General features: G+C 41.3%; 23 protein-coding genes and 2 pseudogenes. 12 read left to right on the top strand and 13 right to left on the bottom strand.

Annotated features, from left to right (window positions below; genetic code table 11):
- Positions 1 to 15: 15 nt before the first annotated feature.
- From F8S12_RS29770 to F8S12_RS29750, 5 genes are all read left to right on the top strand, one after another.
- Positions 16 to 846: an ATP-binding cassette domain-containing protein gene (locus F8S12_RS29770; RefSeq protein WP_196519864.1), complete on the top strand. Its 831-nt coding sequence runs from the start codon at positions 16 to 18 to the stop codon at positions 844 to 846.
- Between the two features lie 13 nt (positions 847 to 859).
- Positions 860 to 1555, top strand: a complete 696-nt coding sequence (gene phnL, locus F8S12_RS29765) for a phosphonate C-P lyase system protein PhnL (RefSeq protein ID WP_196519863.1) — start codon at positions 860 to 862, stop codon at positions 1553 to 1555.
- A 310-nt stretch (positions 1556 to 1865) separates the two neighbouring features.
- Positions 1866 to 3008, top strand: coding sequence for an alpha-D-ribose 1-methylphosphonate 5-triphosphate diphosphatase (locus tag F8S12_RS29760; RefSeq protein ID WP_196519862.1), 1143 nt, complete (start codon positions 1866 to 1868; stop codon positions 3006 to 3008).
- Positions 3009 to 3167: 159 nt separating this feature from the next.
- Complete coding sequence (locus F8S12_RS29755; protein WP_331001462.1) at positions 3168 to 3482, top strand: UTRA domain-containing protein; 315 nt, start codon at positions 3168 to 3170, stop codon at positions 3480 to 3482.
- An 8-nt stretch (positions 3483 to 3490) separates the two neighbouring features.
- Complete coding sequence (locus tag F8S12_RS29750; protein WP_196519860.1) at positions 3491 to 4117, top strand: hypothetical protein; 627 nt, start codon at positions 3491 to 3493, stop codon at positions 4115 to 4117.
- 56 nt (positions 4118 to 4173) lie between these two features.
- Here the strand turns inward: F8S12_RS29750 and F8S12_RS29745 are convergent, their stop codons facing one another.
- From F8S12_RS29745 to F8S12_RS41140, 6 genes are all read right to left on the bottom strand, one after another.
- Positions 4174 to 4614, bottom strand: a complete 441-nt coding sequence (locus F8S12_RS29745) for an ATP-binding protein (RefSeq protein WP_230968365.1) — start codon at positions 4612 to 4614, stop codon at positions 4174 to 4176.
- 373 nt (positions 4615 to 4987) lie between these two features.
- Entirely contained in the window at positions 4988 to 5326 is a 339-nt protein-coding gene (locus F8S12_RS29740) for an anti-sigma factor antagonist (protein ID WP_196519859.1), read from the bottom strand.
- 47 nt (positions 5327 to 5373) lie between these two features.
- Positions 5374 to 7491 carry a glycogen debranching protein GlgX gene (gene glgX / locus F8S12_RS29735; protein ID WP_196519858.1) on the bottom strand — a complete coding sequence of 706 codons (2118 nt, stop codon included), beginning with the start codon at positions 7489 to 7491 and terminating at the stop codon, positions 5374 to 5376.
- A gap of 229 nt (positions 7492 to 7720) precedes the next feature.
- Positions 7721 to 8053, bottom strand: coding sequence for an anti-sigma factor antagonist (locus F8S12_RS29730; protein WP_196519857.1), 333 nt, complete (start codon positions 8051 to 8053; stop codon positions 7721 to 7723).
- Positions 8054 to 8123: 70 nt separating this feature from the next.
- The gene (locus F8S12_RS29725; RefSeq protein ID WP_196519856.1) at positions 8124 to 9170 is read right to left on the bottom strand and encodes a methyltransferase; all 1047 of its coding nucleotides are present in this window, start codon (positions 9168 to 9170) and stop codon (positions 8124 to 8126) included.
- Positions 9171 to 9235: 65 nt separating this feature from the next.
- Positions 9236 to 9352 (bottom strand): cytochrome P450, encoded by a 117-nt coding sequence (locus tag F8S12_RS41140; protein ID WP_230968364.1) that lies wholly within the window; start codon positions 9350 to 9352, stop codon positions 9236 to 9238.
- A gap of 146 nt (positions 9353 to 9498) precedes the next feature.
- Between F8S12_RS41140 and F8S12_RS41135 the strand changes: the two genes are divergently transcribed.
- The gene (locus F8S12_RS41135; RefSeq protein ID WP_230968363.1) at positions 9499 to 9786 is read left to right on the top strand and encodes a hypothetical protein; all 288 of its coding nucleotides are present in this window, start codon (positions 9499 to 9501) and stop codon (positions 9784 to 9786) included.
- Positions 9787 to 9868: 82 nt separating this feature from the next.
- Here F8S12_RS41135 and F8S12_RS29715 read toward each other — a convergent pair.
- The 7 genes and pseudogenes from F8S12_RS29715 to F8S12_RS29685 all read right to left on the bottom strand — a co-directional run bounded on the left by F8S12_RS29715 (position 9869) and on the right by F8S12_RS29685 (position 17150).
- Positions 9869 to 11353 (bottom strand): annotated as a pseudogene (locus F8S12_RS29715) (NAD(P)/FAD-dependent oxidoreductase).
- A 174-nt stretch (positions 11354 to 11527) separates the two neighbouring features.
- Positions 11528 to 13369 carry an AGE family epimerase/isomerase gene (locus tag F8S12_RS29710; RefSeq protein ID WP_196519854.1) on the bottom strand — a complete coding sequence of 614 codons (1842 nt, stop codon included), beginning with the start codon at positions 13367 to 13369 and terminating at the stop codon, positions 11528 to 11530.
- A gap of 259 nt (positions 13370 to 13628) precedes the next feature.
- Positions 13629 to 14258 (bottom strand): DJ-1/PfpI family protein, encoded by a 630-nt coding sequence (locus tag F8S12_RS29705; RefSeq protein ID WP_196519853.1) that lies wholly within the window; start codon positions 14256 to 14258, stop codon positions 13629 to 13631.
- Between the two features lie 7 nt (positions 14259 to 14265).
- On the bottom strand, positions 14266 to 14922 hold the full coding sequence (hxlB, locus tag F8S12_RS29700; RefSeq protein ID WP_196519852.1) for a 6-phospho-3-hexuloisomerase: 657 nt from the start codon (positions 14920 to 14922) through the stop codon (positions 14266 to 14268).
- Positions 14923 to 14950: 28 nt separating this feature from the next.
- Complete coding sequence (locus F8S12_RS29695) at positions 14951 to 15601, bottom strand: DJ-1/PfpI family protein (protein ID WP_196519851.1); 651 nt, start codon at positions 15599 to 15601, stop codon at positions 14951 to 14953.
- Positions 15602 to 15733: 132 nt separating this feature from the next.
- Entirely contained in the window at positions 15734 to 16300 is a 567-nt protein-coding gene (locus tag F8S12_RS29690) for a hypothetical protein (RefSeq protein ID WP_196519850.1), read from the bottom strand.
- A gap of 100 nt (positions 16301 to 16400) precedes the next feature.
- Positions 16401 to 17150 carry a VOC family protein gene (locus tag F8S12_RS29685; protein WP_196519849.1) on the bottom strand — a complete coding sequence of 250 codons (750 nt, stop codon included), beginning with the start codon at positions 17148 to 17150 and terminating at the stop codon, positions 16401 to 16403.
- 781 nt (positions 17151 to 17931) lie between these two features.
- Here F8S12_RS29685 and F8S12_RS29680 point away from each other — a divergent pair.
- From F8S12_RS29680 to F8S12_RS29655, 6 genes and pseudogenes are all read left to right on the top strand, one after another.
- On the top strand, positions 17932 to 18903 hold the full coding sequence (locus F8S12_RS29680; RefSeq protein WP_196519848.1) for a PP2C family protein-serine/threonine phosphatase: 972 nt from the start codon (positions 17932 to 17934) through the stop codon (positions 18901 to 18903).
- Between the two features lie 526 nt (positions 18904 to 19429).
- Entirely contained in the window at positions 19430 to 21127 is a 1698-nt protein-coding gene (locus tag F8S12_RS29675; RefSeq protein WP_196519847.1) for a hypothetical protein, read from the top strand.
- Between the two features lie 89 nt (positions 21128 to 21216).
- Entirely contained in the window at positions 21217 to 22236 is a 1020-nt protein-coding gene (locus tag F8S12_RS29670; RefSeq protein ID WP_196519846.1) for a UbiA family prenyltransferase, read from the top strand.
- Positions 22237 to 22412: 176 nt separating this feature from the next.
- A complete protein-coding gene (locus F8S12_RS29665; RefSeq protein WP_196519845.1) occupies positions 22413 to 23483 on the top strand; it encodes an aromatic ring-hydroxylating dioxygenase subunit alpha in 1071 nt (356 codons plus the stop codon).
- Between the two features lie 93 nt (positions 23484 to 23576).
- Positions 23577 to 24176: a Rieske 2Fe-2S domain-containing protein gene (locus F8S12_RS29660; RefSeq protein ID WP_196519844.1), complete on the top strand. Its 600-nt coding sequence runs from the start codon at positions 23577 to 23579 to the stop codon at positions 24174 to 24176.
- A 136-nt stretch (positions 24177 to 24312) separates the two neighbouring features.
- Positions 24313 to 24522 (top strand): annotated as a pseudogene (locus F8S12_RS29655) (IS5/IS1182 family transposase); the annotation flags it as partial.

Here is a 24522-nt window from a genome sequence, read left to right as displayed (position 1 = left end):
TTCTAAACTCTTCCTATGAACAAGATTCTACAAGTTCGTGATTTGACAAAAATATACGGTTCTGGTTGCCCAAAATGTCTTTCTTCAACTGGGCCAGAAACTAATACGAATATTTGTCCTTATTGTGGAAGTATTGTTGCTGCTTTAGATATTTCTTTTGACCTTTATCAGGGCGAAATTCTGGGAATTATGGGAGAATCTGGAAGTGGCAAGTCCACTTTAGTAAAGATGCTATATTTTGACCAAATTCCTACCCAAGGCAGTGCCAAGTTTTTTGATAAGGACAGAAATTTTGACTTATTTGCCTTGAATCCTGCTCAAGCTAGATGGTTGAAAAATCATAAGTTTGGCATGGTTTATCAAAACCCTCACTTAGGCTTAAACTTTCATGTGTCGGCTGGAGGAAATATTGCTGAACGGTTATTAATGAGCGATGTATTGGATTATAGAGAAATACGTCAACGCTCTCAAAAACTTCTTACCCGCACTGAATTCCTAATTGAACGTATTGATGAATTACCCAAAAACTTTTCTGGAGGAATGCAACAGCGCGTCCAAATTGCTCGTGCTTTAGCTACAGAACCACCGTTATTATTTCTTGATGAAGTAACAACTGGATTAGATTTATCTGTTCAGGCAAAAATCCTAGATTTAATTCTAGAACTTCAGCAAAAATTGAGAATTGCAATGATTGTTGTTACTCACGATTTAGGAGTTATTCGCCTTTTATCATCACGGACTATTGTGATGAAATATGGTCGAATTGTCGAATCAGGTTTAACTGATCAAATACTCGAAGACCCTCAGCATAGTTATACTCAGCAGTTAGTAACTTCTGCTTTATAAGAAGGTGAAAAACATGTATTCAAATCTCATTTTACGCACAGAAGGGTTAAGTAAAAGCTTTATCCTCCATGAACAACGAAAACATATCCCTTCGGCTCAAAATGTTTCCTTGGAAGTGAGAGCAGGAAAACTTACTGCCTTAACAGGTGCTTCTGGTACTGGAAAATCTAGTTTTTTGAAGTGTATTTATCGGACTTATTTACCTACTAAAGGAGCAATTTATTATCACACAGATGATGGTGAATGGCTGGATTTAGCAAAAGTTAGTGAACGTGAAATTTTAGAACTTCGACGGGCTGAAATTAGCTTTGTTACGCAATTTCTTCACTGTCTTCCTAGACAATCCACAGTGGATGTTGTAGCCAAACCTTTATTGGATTTAGGAATAGAACGCATTGAAGCTATAGACAAAGCTAAGGATTTATTAAGTCAAATTAAGCTTCCAGAAAGACTGTGGGAAATCTCTCCAGCTACTTTTTCGGGTGGAGAGAAACAACGGGTAAATTTAGCGCGGGCGATGATTCTTCATCCTCGTTTGCTATTACTAGATGAACCTACGGCTAGCCTTGACCAGGTTTCAATTGCACGAGTTATTGAGATGATTCGCTCTCTTAAAAAAGCTGGTACTGGCATTTTAGCGATTTTCCATGACCAAGAGCTAGTTAAAGAGTTAGCTGATTTTGAAATTACTCTTGTCCCTACGAATTGAGAGAATGTTAGGTGTTAGTGGGACTTAGACAAAAAGCAGCCAGAAAAAAGCCTCAAATTTATATGCAGAGAGACTTTGACATTAGACCTCTTGCATAAATAATTTTTTGTCTCACGCAAAGGCGCAAAGGCGCAAAGAAGAAAGTGAAAAGAAGAGCATTTGGTATATTTCCTTGCCCTATATGGGTTTGAGGCTTGTTTATGCCTTAAAAATGTTTAAGTCCCGTTAGCAAATAATTGAAGATTGCGGGAGATATGTTGTCGGTGATTTCGTTAAATGTTCTGAAAAATTTAAAGAGTTAGTAAATGTTATGAGGACTTATTTAACAAATGCGCGGATTGTTTTATCAGATGAGGTACTAGATGATGCTTCACTGCTTATAGAAGATGACGCGATCGCTGCTATTAATCCAGTATCTACCCGTGGCGCTAAAACCATTGATTTAAATGGTAAAATTCTGATGCCGGGGATGATTGATTTACACTGCGATGCCATTGAAAAGGAAATAGAACCGCGTCCTGGTGCTTTATTCCCGATGAATTTTGCTGTAGCACAAATTGATAAACGCAATGCAATGGCAGGGATTACGACTCCCTTTCATGCAATTTCTTTTGCTCATGAGGAATTAGGAGTTCGGAATAATGATATTGCATCTCAAGTTGTGCAGTCAATTTATGCTTACCAGCCCTATGCGCTAGTTGATAATCGTGTCCATTGTCGCTACGAAATTACTGATCCTACTGGCTTACCAATACTTTTAAATTTGCTAGCTGAAAAATATATTCATTTAGTTTCTTTGATGGATCATACACCGGGACAAGGACAATTTAAGGATTTACAAGCTTATCAGAATTATATTTCTCGAACTTACAAGAAAAGTGCTGCGGAAGCCGAGGCAATGGCAAATAATAAAGTTCAAAATGCTGAAGGTGCAAAGTCACGGATTGAGACTTTGATTTCTAAAGCTTTGCATCAAAATGTTCAAGTTGCTAGTCATGATGATGATACCCCAGAACGAGTGCAGACTATAGCAAATATGGGAGTGCGATTAAGTGAATTTCCCATCAATTTAGAGACAGCAAAAGCTGCTAAAGCTGCTGGAATGTTCACAATTTTTGGCGCCCCTAATATTCTGCGAGGTCAAAGTCAAAGTGGCTCAATCAAAGCGATTGAGGCAGTTCATCATCAAGTTGCAAGTTGTTTATGTTCTGATTATGCTCCTGGAACTTTACTTGCTGCTGTATTCCGGCTTTTAGATATTTCCGAGTTAAATTTACCGCAAGCGATCGCTTTAGTTACTCATAATCCTGCTCAAGCCTTAGAGTTAAGCGATCGAGGACAAATTTCAGTGACTAATCAGGCTGATTTATTAGCAGTAGAAATTGTGAATGGATTGCCTCAAGTTGCAATAACTTGGGTAGCAGGGAAAGCGGTTTACATCTGTGATTTTTAGTCTAAATAAGTTTAGATGAGTAAGTCAGGACTTATGCATAGGTAACAGATAACGATATTAATGGCCGTAGAGATTTAGCTATGTGAGACTAAGCCGAATCAGTCAAAGGCTTAGTCTAATAGGTTTTTCAGTACATAATATACTAATTTAACTGAATACATCAATCTAGAAACTAATATTGACTCAAACATTGATAATTCAGAAACATTTCCTGACTTAGAAGTGCTGATTTATAGAGCCACCTCCTTATATAGTTTGTTACAAAACTATTATGGAATTCAGCCGCGACGTGCTCATATCCAGATTGAAACTGAAGTTGCTTCTAAAGAAGAGGCAAAACTTCTAAAGATTTCCCCTAGTGTGCCTTTGCTAGTTACTAAGAGCCAAGTTCGCGATCAGCATGACTACTTGTTTGAGTATACAATTAGTCGTTTTAGAGGCGAACGCTTTTCCTTAGAAGTCTCTTGTTTATAGGTGAAACTATGAAAGTTGGTGTTGCAATGGTTCCAAGCCCCCAGATGAATCAATATCTTGTGGAGTTACAGAAAAAAATAATGCCTTTTTGCCCACTTCACCCTTTATTGGGAACTGAATTTAATCTACCACACATTACACTTCTTCAAGGTCGATTTAAAAATAACTTTAATTGGCTTAACTTGATTTCTGATCTGCGTGATTATTGTACACAGCAAAAATACTCTTTAGAGTTTAATTTGTCTGAATTAGAATATCAGCCACCTGGCTGGTATTTTTTGACATTAAGCCCAAATGTAATCTTTGGTGAGGCTCATATATTTGTTTTTGAACGGCTCAAAGATTCGATATATCTCACAGAGGAAGATAGACAAAAAGACACTATTAACTACAGTAGTTTAGAAAAAGAAAATTATTTTAAATATGGATATAGATATATTGGAGATGCCTTTTATCCTCATATTACTTTGGGCAGAAGTATCGATAAGTCTCGAATTCAAGACGAAGCATATATGATAAATACTGTTAAAGTATTTACTTCAAAAAATATTGTAGGTACAATCCAAAAGATTACCATTTATGAAATGGGCGAGAATGGGAGCCATGCCAATACGTTATATTATGTCAACATCTGAATATAGACACCTCCTCCTCATCTGTCAAACATTTAATTTGCATAGGACTTTCATCTCTAACTAATAACAGCTTGGGTAATCCTAGTTCTATTCACAACAAAAATGTTGCGATTCCGGTTACCAACCCGTTCATAGATGAACTTATCAACGCCATGAATAGCCAGATACACTCCCAACCCACCTATATGTCGCTGTTCCAATGGCTGATTTAGGTCATTCGGGATTTCTGTTTGGCTAGAGTCATAAGGTACACCAGTATCTTCCATTGAGATTGTTAGGGTTTGTTCGTTGAATTCGGCTTGCAAATCTAATACTCCTGAGTGACCTGCTTCTTTATAGCCGTAAACGATGATATTAGTGGCGATTTCGTCCACCGCCAAACGCAATTTATAGGAGGCTTTTTTATTTAAGCCAGCCGCCGCCGCCGCCGCCATCACATAGTCGGCGATCGCTTTTAAAGAATTCAAAGAATCTGGTACAGTTAATAGTTCCATCATTATTAAGTATGAGTCGTTATTTATCCCTGTTCTGTCACTCTCCGAAAGGGTAATTCCTATAAGCCTCATCAGGTAATCAATACAAGCTATCTTATTAGAAAAAAATGGGTGTTGTATTTGTTATTAGAAAAAAATCGTGTGAACCCTTGGTAGATAAAAGCTCTAGATTTCAGAAATGGGAAATTTTTTCGGAGAGTGACAGAATAGGGTTAGACGCAGAGAGTAAGAGTTTGGAATAGCAGTTTTGATTTATTTAGACCGCACTATGAAGGACTTCTTCTTGGTCTCTCTGCGTCTGGAGTGTCTGGAAACTAATTTACATTTCTATTCAACAACGCCAAAAAATCAAAGGATTTTTTAGATTTTGACTTTCCTAAACATGTTCTATCTCAGGTTCGTTATACTCATTGAGCATTTCTACACTATAGTGGAAGCCAGTATTCTCAATAGTATCTTTCACCATTTCTTGAGCGCCGACTATATAAATTACAACCTTGTTTCCGATTTTTTGTTTAGCAAAAATTAGCACCCTTAAACCCGCACTGGACATATATTCCAAGTTTTGCACTAGCAAAACCAAACGTTTGACATTTTGCCTTGCTGCTTCCTCTACCTTCTCCTTAAATACTGGTGCTGTAGATGCATCAAGTTCTCCAGACAAAGTTATTTTAGCGACATCGTTACTTATTTCTAGAGTTGCGTTGAAAGCCATAATTTTCTCCTTTAAATTTGTAATTAGCTTTTGATTCGTGAGCAATTTCATTTGCCCACCAGAATGACCACAGAGCGATCGCCTATAATTAATCCAGATTGATTTTCTAATATCGGTTCCCTTCCAGGCTGCCAAATATCCTCCGGTGGAGTGACACCTGTGTTGGCAAACACATGCCATTTCATCGAGTCTCGTAAGCCGGGAATTTCAAACCAATGCGTTCGATGATGCATATTCATCGCCACATAAATGTAGTTGTCTGAAACCGTCCCTTCCTTGGCGTGTTTCCCACAGAGCATAAAAGCCAGGGTGCGACTGTGAGTTGACCAGTCAGCATTCCAAGCTTGGGTGCCATGCCAGGTAATATCTGCATAGCCGCTACCAACATAATCTACATTGCGAAAATGGTACTGATTTCTCAGAATCGGGTGAGCATTGCGGAAAGCAATGCAGTGTTTAAAGAATCGAAATAGGTTGGCATTTAATTCCAACAGATTCCAGTCTAGCCAGTTCAACTCATTGTCGTGGCAATAAGTATTGTTGTTGCCACACTGAGAGCGCCCCATCTCATCGCCCATGAGAATCATCGGCACACCCTGACTTACCATTAGCATAGCGATCGCATTTTTCATCTGCCGTTGGCGTAAGGTCAGAATTTCCTGATCCTCAGTCCATCCTTCTGCACCACAATTCCAACTGTCGTTATCGTTACACCCATCATTGTTGTTTTCACAGTTAACTTCGTTGTGCTTCTCGTTATAAGAAACCAAATCCGTTAAGGTAAACCCGTCATGGGCTGTAACAAAATTAATCGATGTGGCAGGGCCACGACCCGCCCCAGCATAGAGGTCTGGCGAACCTTGTAGCCGTTGTGCCATGTCTCCTACCCTGCCCGGATCTCCCTTAAGGAATTTCCGAATCCCGTCACGATATTTGCCGTTCCACTCTGCCCACCGACCAAAAGCGGGGAAGGAGCCAACTTGATAAAGTCCGCCTGCATCCCAAGCCTCAGCAATTAGTTTGCACTTAGCTAAAATTGGGTCAAATGCTAGCAATTCCAGTAATGGTGGGTTAGCCAGTGGCGCACCCCAAGGATCACGCCCCAAAATCGAGGCCAGGTCAAAGCGGAAGCCATCGATGTGATATTCACTTGCCCAGTAGCGCAAGCAGTCAAGCACCATATTGCGAACAATTGGGTTGTTGCAGTTGAGCGTATTACCAGTGCCACTGAAATTATAGTAATACCCATCCGGCGTCATCATATAGTATATTTTGTTGTCAATCCCCCGAAAAGAAATTGTCGGGCCACGCTCATTTCCTTCCGCCGTATGGTTGAAGACAACATCCAGAAACACCTCAATGCCGTTTTTATGCAGTGTTTTGACGAGGGCTTTCAGCTCATCAACCTGCATCCCGAACTTGCCAGTGGTCGCATAACCAGCCTTGGGGGCAAAAAAGCCCACAGTACTATAGCCCCAGTAATTTAAGAGTAATTCCTCACTTTCCGGTTTGGGACGGCTGTTTTCAAATTCATCAAATTCATAAACAGGCATCAATTCAATACAATTGACCCCCAACTCTTTGAGGTAAGGAATTTTTTCGCGGATACCAGCAAAAGTTCCCGGATGCTTCACCCCAGAGGAAATATGGCGGGTAAAGCCACGGACGTGCATCTCATAGATAATCTGATCCTCCGGTGGGATTTCTAGAGGTCGGTCATCTTCCCAGTCAAAGTCGTCGAACGCTAAACGGGCGCGATGCTGATAAATATCATTCCAGTTTGCGGGAATTCCCCAAACATCCCGACCACCAATGATTTTGGCGTAAGGGTCTAGAAGGATTTTGCTCTTATCAAACCAGTGACCTTCTTTAGGATTAAAAGGCCCATCCATCCGGTAGCCGTATTCGATGTTTTCGTAGTCCAAATCAAATACAACCATGCAAAAGACATTGCCAATGCGAAATTCATCGGGAAACGGAATTTCTACCATTGGTTCAGGAGCGCGCTTTTTGAAAAGTACTAACGTACAGGATTTGGTGTAACTGGAAAAAATTGAAAAGTTCACACCTCCCGGTACCAGAGTGGCTCCAAAAGGAAATGGTCGCCCACGGCGCAGTTTGAATTTATCGTAAGTATGGGTGGGATGAATATCGATTCGTTCCATTCCAAATCCTTCTTGTTACTAGCTTTTAATAGATTAGGGATTGGGAAATAGTAATTTTCACTTCATTTGTTTGGCGCAAGAAACTTCTTATCCAGTCCTTAGTTTTCATCCCAAATTGGGATAGTTAGTATTGTTTAAATGTCCTGCAACAACCTTGTGGTAAAGACTTTTAATCCAAAATCCAAAATCTAAAATCCAAAATCTAAAATCCAGAATTGGTATCAGTCCCCTACTTGAGTGCTTTTAATCCTGACTCAAGTGTGTTGCAAGTTGTAAAAAAATCGAGAAATCCTGTCACGGACATAATCTCTTGAATCTCTTCCGAAAGCCCTAACAGCACCAGTTTTCCGTCTTGAGCGTGTGTCTGACGATACAGCAGCAGCAACATTCGCAAGCCAGTACTGGACATATAGGGCACCTTGGTAAGATCCAAAAGAATCTTGCTACCTGGCTGGGCTAGGGGTAAAATCTTTTCCTGAACCATAGGTGCTGTATTTGTGTCCACTTCACCTGCCAGTTCTACCAAGGTTACTTCTTCAACTGTCAGGGTATTGATTTCCATCTTTAAGAGTCCTGAGGGTATTGTACTTAGAGCCAATCTTAACCCACATCACTGGTTGAGTCGCGATCGCCTACTCTGGCTTTCGACCAGTTACAATACTCCAGTAGCCAAATGTTGGTTTAATTTCAATATTAACAAACCCAGCTTCTGCAAGCAGGGTAGACAACTCCAGACCTGAATATTCTTGTCCGCCAGCGCACCATATCTGCATCATCACATTGTATCCTGCTGTGCCTAATGGCCCTGTGCGGCGATCGTTAAATAGCCACTGGTGAAGGATTATGCGTCCACCAGGCTCTAAACTATCAAAGCTTTTTTTTGTCAGAAAACGATTTTTTTCAAGGTCGTAATTATGATAAATCAGCGAATAAAAGTGCAAATCAGCAGAGGGGAAAGGATCATTCCACATATCGCCAACTTCAGTGCTGATTTGCTCTAGTAGTCCATACTCAGCAATATACTCTTGAGTAACTTCGCACACTGGCGCCATGTCGAAAATTGTCGCTTTCAAGTTAGACCACTTCAGGGTTGCACCGATGCTGTGAGCGCCAGAACCCCCAGCAATATCCAGCATCTGTCTATTGTCAGAAAGGTCTAGAGTTTCAGGCCACACCAAAGCGGGAGCAACACTAGCAGAATGCATACCTCTTGTAAAGGTGCGGGTGACTTGATCTTTATCTTCTTGTTCGTGAACTTCGTAGATAGAATCGCCCTCGTAAACAATCGGAGCATCTGTCAAAATAGATTTCTTAATTCCGGCGAAGGAGAAAGAATTGGCGTTAGCAATCATCATGTCTAACCACCCACAAAAAGAAGTAGGGCTAGTTTCTAGCAAATACTCTTGGGCAACGGTTGTCAGAGAGTAGTACTCATCTTTTAATTCGATAAAACCTACAGATGCACATACAGATAAGAGCGTTCCTGCTGCTCGTGGCGCAAGGTTAAAACTCTGACAAATTTCTGGTAAAGTGCGTGGCGTTTCTGCTAAGAGTAGAAACAGTTTCAGTTCATGAGCAACTAGTACAGTTGGGTAAGTATGCAGACCAACGATCGCATCCCAAACCTCTGTACCATCTGTTTGTGGTTTATGAAGCTTATTAATTGTAGCTTGAGTCATTGTTATTCTCCTAGTAATTGCAAAAACAGAATGATGAAAATTGCCTACTAACTTAAGGAGCTACTCTAAAATGTCAACGGAAGCGAATGGGAACCATGAAACATCAAACTTTCTTGTTTCCAGAGAATGTCGCCTGCAATTTGCAGTTTGGGGAAACGTTCAAATATTGTCGCTTGACTCATTGTTTATGGAGAACTGGCTTGAAATAGGGATTGGGGATTGATTAATATCATGTCCGGTAAATTACTTGTGATTTCTGCGTGACCTCTCCCCCAGCCCCTCCCCTACTAGGCTAGGATGTACACAAATCTCTTGACCTGCACCTTTGATGCATCGACTTGCACCTTTGATGCATCGCCCTGCACCTTTGATGCATCGCCCTGCACCTTTGATGCATCGACGTGCACCTTTGATGCATCGACGTGCACCTTTGATGCATCGACGTGCACCTTTGATGCATCGCCCTGCACCTTTGATGCATCGACGTGCACCTTTGATGCATCGCCCTGCACCTTTGATGCATCGCCCTGCACCTTTTATGCCTTACCTTAACCTGCTAAAAGTAGCCTACTCTACGTTATGCAGTAACTTTAAAAGACTTATGTGTACGCGGTAGCCTTACTAGTACTCTGCCAACCCAAAAATGCTGGGTGGAAGTCGGCAGAGGAGCAGAGGAGAAATTTCTCCTTCAAAAGCTTTTAAACATTCTGTAGAGCAGGAACCCTTGTGTGTGCCAATCCTAGCCTTGGTTGCGTTACTACATATAAATCATCACCCGCCCCTGGTGTTGTTCGTGATAAGAAACCATCAACAGCCTCGAAAAATTCGGCATTTATTTTGAGCAAATCGCTACTTTTATCTTTAATGTCATCGGACACCTGTTGGTTGTGTAAAATATTAAGTCTCTCCCTCAACTGCTGGGGTATTTCTCCAAAGACGGAGTTGGGTATGGGGTTTTTAGCATCCGCCATATCTTCAGTACCACAAGCTAGATGCATGAACGCCACAACCTGGTCGGAGGATAGCCGAGTCAGTTTTTGACCCATTGAAAGATAGTTCTCCGATTGACAGTTCTTGTCATAAAAGGCTCCGATCAGCATCATAAAGCGCAGGTAAGCTTGACTCAAACTTTTTTCAAAGAAACCTATTGCTTGTTCCTCTTTGATTTCACCACGCTGCAAACTAGTTAGGCTGGCTGCTGCTAATAGTGCGCTATAAATAGCTAAATGCACACCAGTCGATAACAAAGGATCTAAAAAGCACGCCGCGTCTCCCAATAAGAAGTAGCCTGGCCCAGAAAAACTGTCGGCTGTGTAAGAGTAATCTTGCTCTACTTTCACTTCTGAAACCAACTCGGCTTGTGCAAGCATTTTTTTGACTACGGGACTATCTGCGATCGCTCCTGCATACAATTCTTGCAATGATGCATTGCGTTTTTGTTTGTAGGTTGACTTGTGCATCACCACACCCACGCTCATTGTTTGATCAGAAAGTGGAATTGCCCACATCCAGCCATCGGGAACGGTAACGGTAGCGATGTCTACGACGGGCTACGCCTACGCACCATCGAAACCGTCAGGTAATCTTTCGGCATTCTTCCAGTATCCCCAAGTGGCAATGTTCTGGAATGTGCTAGGAAAGTGGCGGTTTTTGAGGTACTGTGTTGCCATAACTCCAGCACGACCTGACGCATCAATCAGAAAATCGAAAGACACTTCACCAGTATTGCGATCGCCAACGGTTTGAGACCAAGTAGCACTCCGGGGTCGATCGCCCTCAAAAGACACACTCTTGATTTCAGTTCCCTCAAAGACTTTTACTCCTTGGCTTTTAGCGTGTTCCAAAAGCAATTGGTCAAATTCGTCGCGGCGAACTTGAAAACTGTAGGTTTGGTTCTCGTTTAAGCGTTCAAATTTAACATTCCATCCCTCAGAGTTCCAATCTATATGAGCGCCAGGTTTGTGTTGAAAACCATGAGCTTCGACTTTTTCACGCACACCTAGCAGATCAAATATTTCCAAAGCAGCAGGCAAAAGGGATTCGCCAATGTGATAGCGTGGAAAGACTTCCCGCTCTAATAGCGTCACATCAAAGCCCTCACGAACCAAAAGAGTAGCAGCAGTAGAACCAGCAGGGCCGCCACCGATGACCAATACTTGTGTAGAACTTGGCACAATAGACATGATTTTTATCCTTAGAATAAATTACTCAGTTATTAACGCGATGTGCGACTTATTCTTAGAACCCCTCTCCAAACCTCTCCCCGAAAGGTCGAGAGGCTTTGAATCTTGCTCCCCTTCCCTGGTAGGGAAGGGGTTGGGGGTTAGGTTTGAGAGAAAGTTGCACACCGCGTGTTATTAATTAGGGACAATCCGAACCTTGACTTTGATTTGTTCTGATGTTTCTGGTAACTTCACTGTCAAATTTTCGGCATCAAAGTCGGTGTAAGTTTCCCCATTGATTTCACAAGCACCAATCTTGATACTTCCAGGGGGTAAAATATCCGGTGACACCCGCAGAAGATGATCGGGAAATGCTCCTGGTAAAGGTTTAAAGTAAAAGTCCATCGGATGCTTGTGAATCAAGAGATTGGTGTAGACAGCCGCCAGATAGCACAACTCGGTGGAGTGATAAGCACTCATGGAGTGTGAACCTTTGCGCCGCTCATTTCCACTAACTAGATAGGGAATACCATTGGCGAGAACGTTAAAGTAAACACCACCATCTTCGTTATCCAGAAACCAAGCGTTATAAAAAGCAGCCGATTCACGAGCCAAACGCAGATATTCGTCGTTTTTCAGTAAACCTGCCAAGATTAGGTAGGCTAAGATAGCTTGTTCTTGCTGCCACCAAGCTTTGCGATCGTGCCAAACGAAGCGGTGATTAGTTTGACCAGGTTCGAGAATGCGTTCCACCACGTCGTACCATCCGCCACGCTGTTGGTCACTACCAACTTCGGGCATGATCGCGGCAATTTTTTCTGCTAGTTGAATATACTCGTCTTTGGATTTGAGACTGTACATCCGCATCAGATTCCAGACAATTTTGAGATTGTGACCAATGACAGCGCGGTTTTGCTGCCATCCCCAACCGGGATCAGCCGTCCAATCTTCGTGGAACCGTTCTTGAACAAAGGGGCTATTTTCTGGATCGGGGAAACGTTTAGCGATCACATCAAAAGTATACTCCAGCATCTTGGCATATTTCGGATTTCCGGTAGCCAACCAAAGATTAATCAAATAAGCTGGAGCATGGTCGCCAACTGAATTCCAGTTCTTTTTCGCTTTGTTGTTACCTAAAGAATCGCTATGAGAGTCTAAGGTTACGGGGTCAATATGCGAGAAGTAGCCGCCATGCTCACTTTTATCGAGAAAAAAGTCGTCAAATAGCTTGACTGTTAATTCAGCGTCGCTCAAAATGCGCGGATCGCCCGTAATTCGGTAAGTTTGCATCGGCCCGGCTAGAGCATAAATCTGCTCATAAGCTGGGATAGCGTAATAGTCATCACCAAATTCAGAAGCAAAGATTTTCTGTTCGCGCAGCCCGAAGGGCGAGACGGAGCGATCGCTCTGCACATCAATGCCATGATACCAATAAACAATCCCTTCATCTAAATCCACAAACCGCATATGTTCACGCAGATATTCGCTACCTTTTTCGGCAGCTTCTAGAAACTTATCTTCGCCAGTCAACATATAAGCAGTGGCAAATCCATACACCATCCGCGAAATGGTATCAGTTTCTTGGCGGTAATTATAGGTTTGTTTGGCACCGGCTAAAGTCAGATCGGTGCGATAGTTGCGGTAGTCAATTTTTCCTTCCCCGAACTGAGCTTTGAGGTAAAAACTTGCTACCGATTGAATCTGATTTACCCACCAGTGGGGTTTCTCAAAAACATAATCGTTTTCCGTTCTACCGACAAATACAATTTGTTTGGCTTCAAATTTAGAACTATCGGGATAGAAAATTCCATAGCTAAACAAATATCGACCTGGCACAAGCATTGACCTCATTGCACCAGTCGCATCTGGGTAAGGTTCTTCTAAGTTCTGCACCAGTTTGGCATAAGTCATGTGGCTCAATGCCGCATCGAATTCTCTACCATCTGATGTTTTAATACCAAAAATGTCATTCTCCGGGTCGTAGTAAGTAACATACCCAGCGATTAAATCTGAATAAGGGAAATGCATGTGTCCCATAACTAAATGTTCTTTAGTCTTTTAGTAAATTTCACTTTCAAATCATTAAAGGAACCCTTTTTCCATCAATATCCTTGTTCACGCAATGATTTCAGAAATCACGTGCGTTTGCCCTGGTCGTTAAAGCAAACAAAGGTAACATTTTGTCCCAATAATGGCATAGGTTCAAAGATAAAGTTCACTTAATTTTATAAGATAGTTGTTTTTCCTACTCCATCAGCCACTTTATCTTTGAATTTTCTGCTTGAGCTTTACTGCCTCAACCTACTATAGCGGGGGTAGTTAACTGTTTTTTATTTTCAATTTTCTCTAAGAATGCCTGCATAAATTCTTCGACGACTCCTGGGTGTTGTGACGAGATAAGGTTGCCATCAATATAAACGCCTGGGGTCTGATTCCCCTCGTATACAACAATTCCTCCAGCATTTTCGACATCACAAATAATGTTGTGAGCGCAAGTAACCTTACGACCTTTTATAAGTTTTGGATCTGCACAAAACAGCCACAGACTATGACAAATTGTGCCAATCTTCAAATTATCAGTATCCATCGCTTTCACAGCTTTGCGGAGAAATTCTACTGCTGGGGATTGGTTAGGTTGGCCAGGTTTAGGATGGACTTGATAACGCAGTCTATCCATTGCATACCCACCAATTAGAAGAATACCTTTGTAATCAGCCAGATTGATATTGTTAACATCTACTGTCACGGTTACTTCTGCTGTATGGTCATTTCCCTTGAAAATGAGTTTTTCTTGATTCCAAAGATTAGAAATATATTCTACTTCATATCCATGTTCTGGAAAAAAAATGTTGAAGCGTTGATATTCACTTTCATCGAAGTGTTCTTCAATGAGTACACCAATTTTGCCTTTTGTTTGGGTTGTCATAACGTTCCTAAGTTGTTGTATTTTGTATTTTTAAAAAGTGACACAAACATTGAATAATGTTTGTGTCTAATGCCAACATCCTGTCTGCACTATTGTTCCAGTTATCAGCCAAAACATGAAATATTGCATCAAACAAAAACAGTGTAGACTGCTCGAATAAAGAATCACTAAACTGTTTTGACTGCTGATTACTGTTGCTTTGTTTAGCTGCTGCTCTAATCTCGATCAAGACATCAGCCATTTTTCCTAAAACAGATTCTGGCTGAGTAGTTACAACAACAAGGTGTGCACCTATGTTTTTAACTTTTGCAGCCATCGTTGTCACACTACTTGTGCTACCAGAACCAGAAAAAGCAATGAGTAGATCGCTTTTTTTTAGCGATAATATAGTAGTATCACTTAGAACATTAATTTGATATCCTAAATGTATCAGCCGCATCGCTACCATACGAATAACTAAGCCGCTACGGCCTTCTCCAGTGACAAATATTCTTTCTGCACCCGTAATTTCTCCCATGAATAGTTCAATAGCAGAGTAACTGATTTTTTCTAGTACTTGTTTGTTCTCTGTTAAAACTAATTCAATCGCCTGAGTAAGGTTTTGCTTGAGGGTGGTTGTAATAACAGTTGTATTGTCAAAAGGGCTTTGATATATTTGTGCCATGCACTCTTTTTTCCTCGTAATAAATAGTTTAAGAGGGTATTGGTAAACTCTGTCTTGATCTAGCTGCTGTCATTAAGTCATCCCTCTTTTCAAGCTCCTTTAAAAATACTCTTAGAAATTCATCAATAACCCCAGGATGTCGTGCCGATATCAGGCTAGCATCAACATAAGTAGCTTGGGTTTGTCCATTCTCATACATAACGATTCCTCCAGCATTTCTTACGTCATCAATGATGTTATGAATGCAGGTAACCTTGCGACCCTTTAAAAGTTCTGGAGCAGCGCAAAACAACCACAGGCTATGGCAAATAGTGCCAACTTTCAATTTATTGGCATCCATTGCAGTCACAACTTTACGGAGAAACTTTATAGCTGGGGACTGGTTGGGTTGACCAGGCGCAGGAGTAACTTGATATCGTAGGCGATCCATTGCATACCCACCAATGAGGATAATGCCGTTGTAATCAGTCGGTTCAATATCCTTGAAATCAATTGTAACTGTTGCTTCTGAGATATATTCCTGACCTTTGAAGGTGAGTTTATCCTGATCCAAAAGATTAGAGATGTATTCGATCTTATATCCATGCTTAGGAAAAAAATAGTTAAATTGTTGATACTCAACTTCACCAAAATACTCTGCAATGAGTACACCAATTTTGCCTTTAGTTGTAATTGTCATATCGTCTTAGCTACCTTTATTAATATAGTTAAACCTTGCCGATTTACACCCGCAGTTGTAGAGTAAATCGTCCAAAAACTGCGGATGATATCGGTACAGTATAAAGACAGAAGCCTTGAGTGGGGCTGTAGCTTAGATTTTGATCAATCTTACGAGTTCATCAGGTGCGTAAACGTCACGATAAAAGGTCAACTGCTCAGTTTTTAAGTAAACAGCACCTCTGTGACCACGCCGAACAAAGGTCACGTTTCCCTTAGCAATAGTTTCGTTAGTCTCATCATCTAAACACTTCCATTCAAAGTAGACATGTTCGTGATGAAACATGACAATTGGCCAGGTCATGGTGACTCCTGGTTGTGCAATTAATGCCCACCAATGTATCTCTCGCTCTTGTTGTTCCTTCAAACCAAAATAGTGTCCATCTTGGCATAAATAAACCAGATCATCACGATATTCACCTGTTAGCAAGTCGCCTCGTCCTTGTCTCAATGCCTCACAATGAGTAGGCCACCAATCTTTATTTTCTTCTTCTATTTTTTCTGCTGGGTAATCAGATCCAATTTGTGGCAAGGTAGCTTCTTTTTTGGTGATTAATTCTTCAGATTGTTGAATAAGCTTTGCTTTTAAATCATTAGAAATTAGACCAGGTTTGGAATAGTCAGCAGATAATTCCTTGTAGTAGTTGACTCGCTGGCGCATGATAGTTAGCTCCTGTTTGTTATAAAGTAAAAATTTGGTAAATGCAAATCATTGATGCATAGGTTAGAAGCGATCGCATAGATTTACTAGCGAACAAGTTCTATACTTCAACCCTATCTTTTTGAAAATTCTCTTGTGCAGTTTCAAAAAGAACTTTAGCTTTATGAAGCACCTGATTAAATTCCAGTTGCTCCCCGTTAGGCCCTTTTAAGTAAACTAATGTCCATCCTTCAAAATCTCCGAAGGAAGGGTCAAATAGTTTGCACGAATTGGACTCAAGATTAGCGTTTTTCCTTTCTTCTTCTGATTTAAGACGAACGATGCGGTTACACCGAACCTGATCCATCCCACGCTTTTGACACTCTGCTTCTAAATTTTTTACAAACTCATCAACATTCACATCATCTTTTAAATAAAAGGAGATGTGCATTGAATTTACAAAAGCAGGGCTAGAATAAGGATTTTTCGCCGGAAAAGCAACTGAGCCATTAGGTTGTGCTGAAGCATCTCTATATTGTAGAAGTTCCAGGACAACGTTATCAAACTGAATAAAGTAAATGTCTAAATTCTCCTCACCATCTCTTAGGTTCGGTATACCAATGCTTTTTGGATCAACTCCTTTTTCTATCGCTTCAATCTCCTCTTTTTGAAGCAGAGTATTGTGCATGACCTCACCAGCAAGACCAATTTCGGGAATGATGATTTTTCCCCCTAATACTTCAGTGTAAAATTCAAGGGCTTTTCCCATATCCTCAACGGTGAGACCTATATGATGAACCCCCCTCAAATCTTTGCTTAGAGCAGAAGGAACTTTTTGTTCAACAGCGTGAGCTTTTTGTAATGTAGCCATACTTTCGTCCTCTCAAATGGCAAATTTGATTAAAACTTTGGCAAGCAGTACTCACTGCTATCCAGTTAACTTCAGACTTCAAAGTCCAACCACAAACCACACGTACCAAGCTGCAATACGCTAGCTCTACTCGGCTAAAGCAGTGGCGATAAAAGTCTTGGTTAATTAGTTATTTCATGGTATTTTTCAAAGCATCAGTGAGTGCCTTGGAATGCAGACTTTAACGCTTAACTTGATATGCTTAGATGAAGCATAGAAAAATAATCTATGTGCCCGTCTAAACACCTTCTTGGCTTGTTAAGCTAAGGATTACCAAGCCGAGAACCTTTGAGAAGTATCTAGCACAGTTAACCTCGATTCGTCTTATGTTTAATTTACGGTTCGTTGCTTAAATCCAAAGGTGCAGTTCTATTAAAGATTACTTATGAGCTTATCTATACAAGTGAGCCGACTTGTATAGTTTTACAAAATATTTAAATCTTGGATAACTCTGGTTTAACTTTAGATTATTTCTTGATTAAGAAAATTATATTAAAATATCCTGACATACATTGCTCTTTTTAAGAGTATGTTAGGCAAGAAAGCATTACTATCTGACTTTACAATACCTTTGCCAATTTACGAGGGTGAGTTGATATCTGAACTCCCTTTTCTCTGAGGCTTGGCAAAAACAATAAGTCCTAAAAATTCCTTCAAGGTTTCCCACAAGGTTTTTTAACGTATTGTCCGTAGTATCAAGGGTTTGATATTCCAAGCTACCTTATAAGCTAAACGCTTATGTATGGGTCATTTTGCCATTTTTGCCCAAATTTTTGTTGGCTCTTATTTTGGCAAAGGTATTGATATACATCAATTATTAGTAGCTCAAGCTCACATTCATAAACTAGCAACACGTCTGATAAATCAGCAAACCAATCAACTTACCAAGGCCAAAAAAGCGCTTGACGATGAACTAGAAAAAGGCAGGCAGATTCAAATAGATTTTCTGCCCACTGAAATACCAAAATTGCCCAATTTCCAGATTGCAACGTGTTTCTATCCAGCTCGTCAGGTAGCCGGTGACTTCTACGACGTTTTCATGCTTCCGGGTGACTACTTGGGGTTGGTGATTGCTGATGTTTGCGATAAGGGTGTGGGTGCTGCATTATTTATGGCTTTGTTCCGCAGCTTAATCCGAGTTTTTTCTGGACAAACTAGCTTATACGGATTGTCTATAGTTAGCAACGACGAATTATTTTGTTGTGAAATTGAGACACTTTCTACAACTTGTTTAGACCAAATTAATGCACTCAAAGCTGTGGAACTTACAAACAACTACATTACCCAAAATCATGCTCAGATGGGTATGTTTGCCACGCTCTTTTTTGGAGTGCTGCATCCCTTAACAAACTCGCTGACCTACATTAATGCTGGACATGAACCTCTCTTTATTATCAACTCCCAAGGAGTAAAGGAGAGTCTTAAATCTACCGGGCCAGCTGTGGGAATGATGACGGATGCGAAGTTTAAAATACACCAGGTTCAGCTAGAACAGGGTGACATCTTGATTGGCTATACCGACGGGGTAACAGAAGCTCGCGCCCCTAAAGGTGAGTTTTTTACTCTTAAACGACTGCTATCACTGCTGGAGCAGCCTGTTTCTTCACCATCTGACTTACTGGAGCGCATCAAAACTAATTTGTTCAATCATATTGATCAAGCACCACAGTTTGATGATATTACCATGCTGGCTGTGCAGCAAATAGCTCATTAAGTAACATTTGCAAGTCGGTGTAGTAAATTGGGTTGTATTACAAGAACTGGTTGAGGACAAAAGCTTCCAATAGACCAGAATTTATTATGCCTGAAAATCTTATTATTTTTTAATAAGATATGTTGCGTGGGTGATTTGATGGTGATCTCAAAATTGAGAAACAACTTTTATAAAATATGAAATTTTGTAACAATAAATCAGAACCACTGTTTAGCGTACCAGAAGATTTGGTTTTGCTCCCAAATTAGCGATTAGTAAGCAACCTGGAAGTTTTACACATAGTTAGATTGAATATCAGGTTAAAGGAATCGTAACCCACATATATAAGTAACCGTACTTGTATAGGAGGTCTGTTAATCAACTCTTAATATAAATACTTCTTTGGATTTAATAAACTCTCTCTAATGTGAGAAGCAGCAAACAAATTGATGTAAGTTTTTCTAAAAAGGAAATTTATCTATCGAAGCCAAAGTGGGAACTTATGCACTTTGAACTTTCTCTTCCTGCTGTTTAAGGAAAAGTAAATATGCTGTATTCTCTGAATACAATTACCATTAAAAGCTTCAGACCCCGAATTCAAAAATCAACGAAGAGAACTTTACTAACTTCAACAGTTAAAGCATCTATAGATACTGCTGAGCGTGCCTTAGTCATCAAACCAGGAGATATGGCACTAGCTTTGCTAGAAGAAATGGCGGCTGATCTGGATGGGAAGTGGGGTGGTGGAGAAATAACAGCTTCTGCTTACGATGCTGCTTGGGTGGCAATGGTACGTGACCAATACAACCCCCAACAACTTGCTTTTTCAGATTCTTTAAAATGGCTTCTCATCCATCAAGCAGTGGATGGTAAATGGGGGGATCTATTTCCATACACGCTTGTATCTACTTTAGCCGCACTCCTAGCCTTGCTGAAAGCTCCTGAGCAAACAGAGCAGATTTGCTATGCTGCAAAGCAGGCTGAAGCTTACCTCCAACATGCTCTTTGCCAATGGTCAGTTAAAGAGCAGGAAAGCATTGACATTGAAATCTTAGTTCCTAATCTTCTACGAGAACTAGAAAAGCTAGGAGTAGTGTTTGAGTTTCCAAAAAAGGACGAACTATTGCAGTTGTCTTCACAGAGGTTGTCGATTGATAATCCAAAGTTAATTTACAACGGTCAGTCCAACCTAATTTCTTCTTTAGAAGCTTTCGCTCCTTTTCTCGATTTCCAAGGTTTAAAACAACAACAAGCTAAGAATGGTAGTTATGGCTGTTCCCCTGCTGCCACAGCTGCCGTCCTGATTTATAGTCCAGAGTGGGATAGTGCTGGTGGTGAGTGGTTAACCTATTTATCCAATCGCGCTTTTGATGACACAACAGGTGCCGTACCTACGGCTTATCCAATTGATACCTTTGAGGGCGCTTGGGTTTTATACAATTTAGCTCAAGGTGGCTTTAACCTTAACAAAGACTTTCCTCAACCTCTGTTACAAAAATTGGTGCGATCGCTCCAAGATAGCCTTACACATCAAGGTGTAAGCTTTAACTGCGCTCTCGGAGAAATATTTACCAACTCAGACAATACTGGCATCGTCATGGCGGCTCTCAACAAACTAGGTGTGGAGATTCCGACGGAGTACTTAGTGCATTTCGATCGCCTGAATTATTTTGCTTGTTATGACCAACAAAAGGGAACTTCAGTGAGTGCCAATGCTCATGTTCTGGCGGCACTATTAAGCCTGTCAGATTCTGCACGGAGCAACTTGCTTACTAATATTACAGGAGTAGTTAACTTAGTATACAGCCTTAGAGATAGTAGAGGTTTTTGGGAAGACAAAAATCACCTCAGCCCTTTTTATGCCACAGCTTGCGCTGTCATGGCTATTGCAGAGCATGAAGAGTTTTCCTTACGCTACAAGTTGCAACCGACTATTGAATGGGTTTTGCAAACTCAGTCAACCAGTGATGGTGGTTGGGGTTATGGGGCAAGCTCAACTTTAGAAGAAACAGCTTATGCCCTCCAGATTTTACAGTCAGTTCCAGACTTGGTAGAGCTATCAGACCATCGAGCCTATAAAAGGGCAATTCACAGAGGCATAGGTTACTTGTGGCAACACTTTGATGACTTTTCAGCTAACTACGGTAGTAAACTGCCTAAGTTATGGTGGTGCAAAGAGCTATATGTACCTGTGCGGGTAGTGTATTCAGCAGTAGTAGGAGTGATGCATCGATTTGGCGTTTAGGAGTAAAAGGATATCAAAAATCTGCCGATTGCTGACTCATTTACTCAAACTAATCGTTCACAGTCAAAGTTTTAATTAGCATCACATTTATGACAACGGGAAAAGCTCAGATGTTAGATTCCTTCAATCAAACTAACTCTACAGAGTTAATACCTGCAATTCAAGTGTCAGCAGGAGAAACCTCTACTTCGCCATCAATGCGATCGCCAGTTACCTCTCCTATTGACAACGAGGAAAGACCCTGGACGCAAAGGGTAGTTCGGGAAGCGCAAATATTTTGGCATACTACCAAGCGTGATCTTACAGCCTCCATTGTACCTGCGCTGTTATTTATGATCGCCGCTTGGAGTGTCAATTCTGGGTCCTTCGGCGACTTGTTCATCTACATGGGACGCGGCGTGCTGTTTTTTGCGTTCTACATTTACACATTTTGTTTGTCGAACCAATTAAGAGGCCTTGAAGAAGACCGGATCAATAAACCCGATCGCCCACTTGCTTCTGGAGCCATCTCTTATGAAGGAGCGCAGATTCGGTACTCGATTTGTTTGGTTCTATATTCCCTAATCGGATGGTGGTTCGGAGCTCTAGAATGGGCGTTGCTCTGGCAAGTAGGTACTATTTTGCACAACGAATGCAAGTGGGACAAGAACTTGTACGGTAAAAACTTCATCATGGGACTTGGCACACTTGCACAACTAGCAGGAGCTTGGCAAATGGTGACACCGATTACACAAGATGCCTGGCGTTGGATTATTGTCATAGCGATCGCCATAATGCCACTGATGCCGCTTCAGGATCTCCGCGATATGGAAGGCGATCGCCTCATGAACCGCAAGACATTTCCCCTTGTGTATGGGGAAACGGCAACCAGAGTTCTGATCTGCGTGGGCTTTGCACTATTTCTGCCACTGACTGTCCATTTTACAATGATGGTGCCCATCGGCCTTAGTTGGGCTACTACCCAGTGGGAGATTGCAATGGGGGTAGTTTGTTGGATCATTGCTGCACGAGTTGTCTTTTATCGCTCTCCAAAGGCTGACAATCTTACCTACGCGCTGTTCCCCTTGTGGTATTGTATTGCGCTCATTAGTCCGGCCTTTGTTTTTTAAAGTCAAAAGCTTTCTATCTCTGGGAAGGACATTGCTGATTGACGAAAGATTCATTAAAAAACGTCAACGGTTAAAGTGCTAAATCATTCCCTAGCTTCAGGAATGCCGAATACTAACCTCGAAGTCAAAGTTTTCACGCTTAGTACAACACTACATACCTAAAAGAATAGAAACAAATGACAAGCATTCTTGAAAAAGGTACACAGTCCAATCAAACAAAATCGGCAACTGTTGTCGATAAAAATCCACTAAATCTTGCCGCTAGCTGGTACGTTGCTATGCTCTCCAAAGAGTTGGGGAAAAAGCCAAAAGCCATACAGTTATTCGGTCAGGACTTGGTAGCTTGGCGAGATAAAAATGGCACACCAGTGATCATGGAGCGTTACTGTTCGCACATGGGTGCAAGTCTTGCAATTGGTGAGGTCAAAGACGGTTGTATTCAATGTCCGTTTCATCACTGGCGCTACGATAACGAAGGCAATTGTGTTTCTATTCCTGACATAGAAAACATTCCCCCAACGGCTCGTCAGGCGACTTATGTCATAGAGGAAAGGTATGGTTACATCTGGGTCTGGTATGGTACCTCATCACCTCTGTTTCCTTTGCCAAAGTATTCCGCCGCTGAAGATGAGAAGCATAACTATATGTCTTGGCGCTTTTCATTCAACACTAAAGGGACGGTGCCCCTCTTGGTTGAAAACCTCCATGACTCTCATCATTTAGACCCAGTACATACCTTGCCCTGTGACTCCATTCAACTTACCATACTTGATGAGCAGCACTCATCACCACAGTTTGAACCACTCCTGAAAAAAGCAGCCTGGTTTAGCAGCTTAATTGAAGCCAGAATCAAGAGTTATGTTGGGCCACTAGGTGCAATAGCCCAGGTTCTAGGTTTCAAGGGTATTGACTATTCACATCGAACAGAAAGCTGGCCTACTGGACATATAGGGACATCTTTTCTCAACGGTGAAGTAGCAGTTAAGGCGCTGATTGGCACTACCCCGGTGGCTGAAAACCAAATAATCCTTCATGAGTTGTTCATGATCAAGAAATCTGGCTTCTTCTTGCTGAATATATTTTACTATCTGTTTTTTGGTTGGCAAAACCAACTTAGTGTTTGGGAGGATGTAAAACATTGGAATACCATGAAGCTACGCAGAGACGGGGCTTATGTCAAGCACGACCGGGGTGTCTTGAAGTTCAGAGAATTCTATCAAAGTTGGGTGAATAAGGTCGAAGTTTAGACAAAATAACGAATTACTCTAGTTAGCTCAAGTAGCTCAAGCGAAGAATACAACCCATCATTTTTTACTTCAGATATATAGGTGTCAAAATCAATGACAGGTATTTTTGAGAAAGTCACACAGCAAAGTCAAACAAAATCGACGGCCGTTGTCGAGAAAAACCCATTAAATCTTGCCGCCAGTTGGTATGTTGCTATGCCCTCCAAAGATTTGGGCAAAAAACTCAAACAAATTGAGTTATTTGGTCGGCAATTGGTAGCTTGGCGTGATCAAAACGGTCAACCGGTGCTCATGGAAGCTTACTGTTCGCATATGGGTGCTAGTCTGGCGCTGGGTAAGATAACAGACGATTGTATTCAATGTCCGTTTCATCACTGGCGCTACGATAACTCTGGAAACTGTGTTTCTATTCCTGACATAGAAAACGTTCCGCCAACAGCTCGTCAGGTTACTTATAACACTGCCGAAAAGTATGGTTACATTTGGGTATGGTATGGTTCTGTGACACCTCTGTTCCCTTTACCGGAGTTTTCTGCCGCCGAAGACGAGAAGCATAACTATATGCCTTGGCGTATTCGTGTAAACACCAAAACCACTGTGCGACGGGTGCTGGAAAACATTTATGACCATTATCATATAATTGCACTGCACCATATGCCCGTTAACGGATACTGTTGGCGAAACATTACTTAACATAAAAACGCCGATTTTACCGTGTATTACATGGGAAGGGTAATTCTACCTTCCCATGTAATACACGGAAAGAAAAAAATTAAGTTAGCTGCCTCAATAATCAATAAACTAGAAGAAATACCTGTGGAGGCAGTATATGTGCTTACATCCTGAAGAAATTCCTCCTATTCCCGATGAAACGGTACGTGTAGCCAAGGCCGCATTTCCAAAAGGTAATTTATATATGCGCTTGCGTGATGAACTTGGGGTCTTTTATCAAGATGAAGACTTCGCTGCACTTTATCCGCAACGCGGTCAGCCAGCGCAAGCACCTTGGCGGTTGGCGATGATACTGGTGATGCAGTAT

It is taken from the genome of Nostoc sp. WHI (genome assembly GCF_015714725.1).
Lineage (GTDB): Bacteria > Cyanobacteriota > Cyanobacteriia > Cyanobacteriales > Nostocaceae > Nostoc.
The sequence above is the reverse complement of the archived record's forward strand: the minus strand, read 5'-3'. Positions and strand labels throughout refer to the sequence as shown.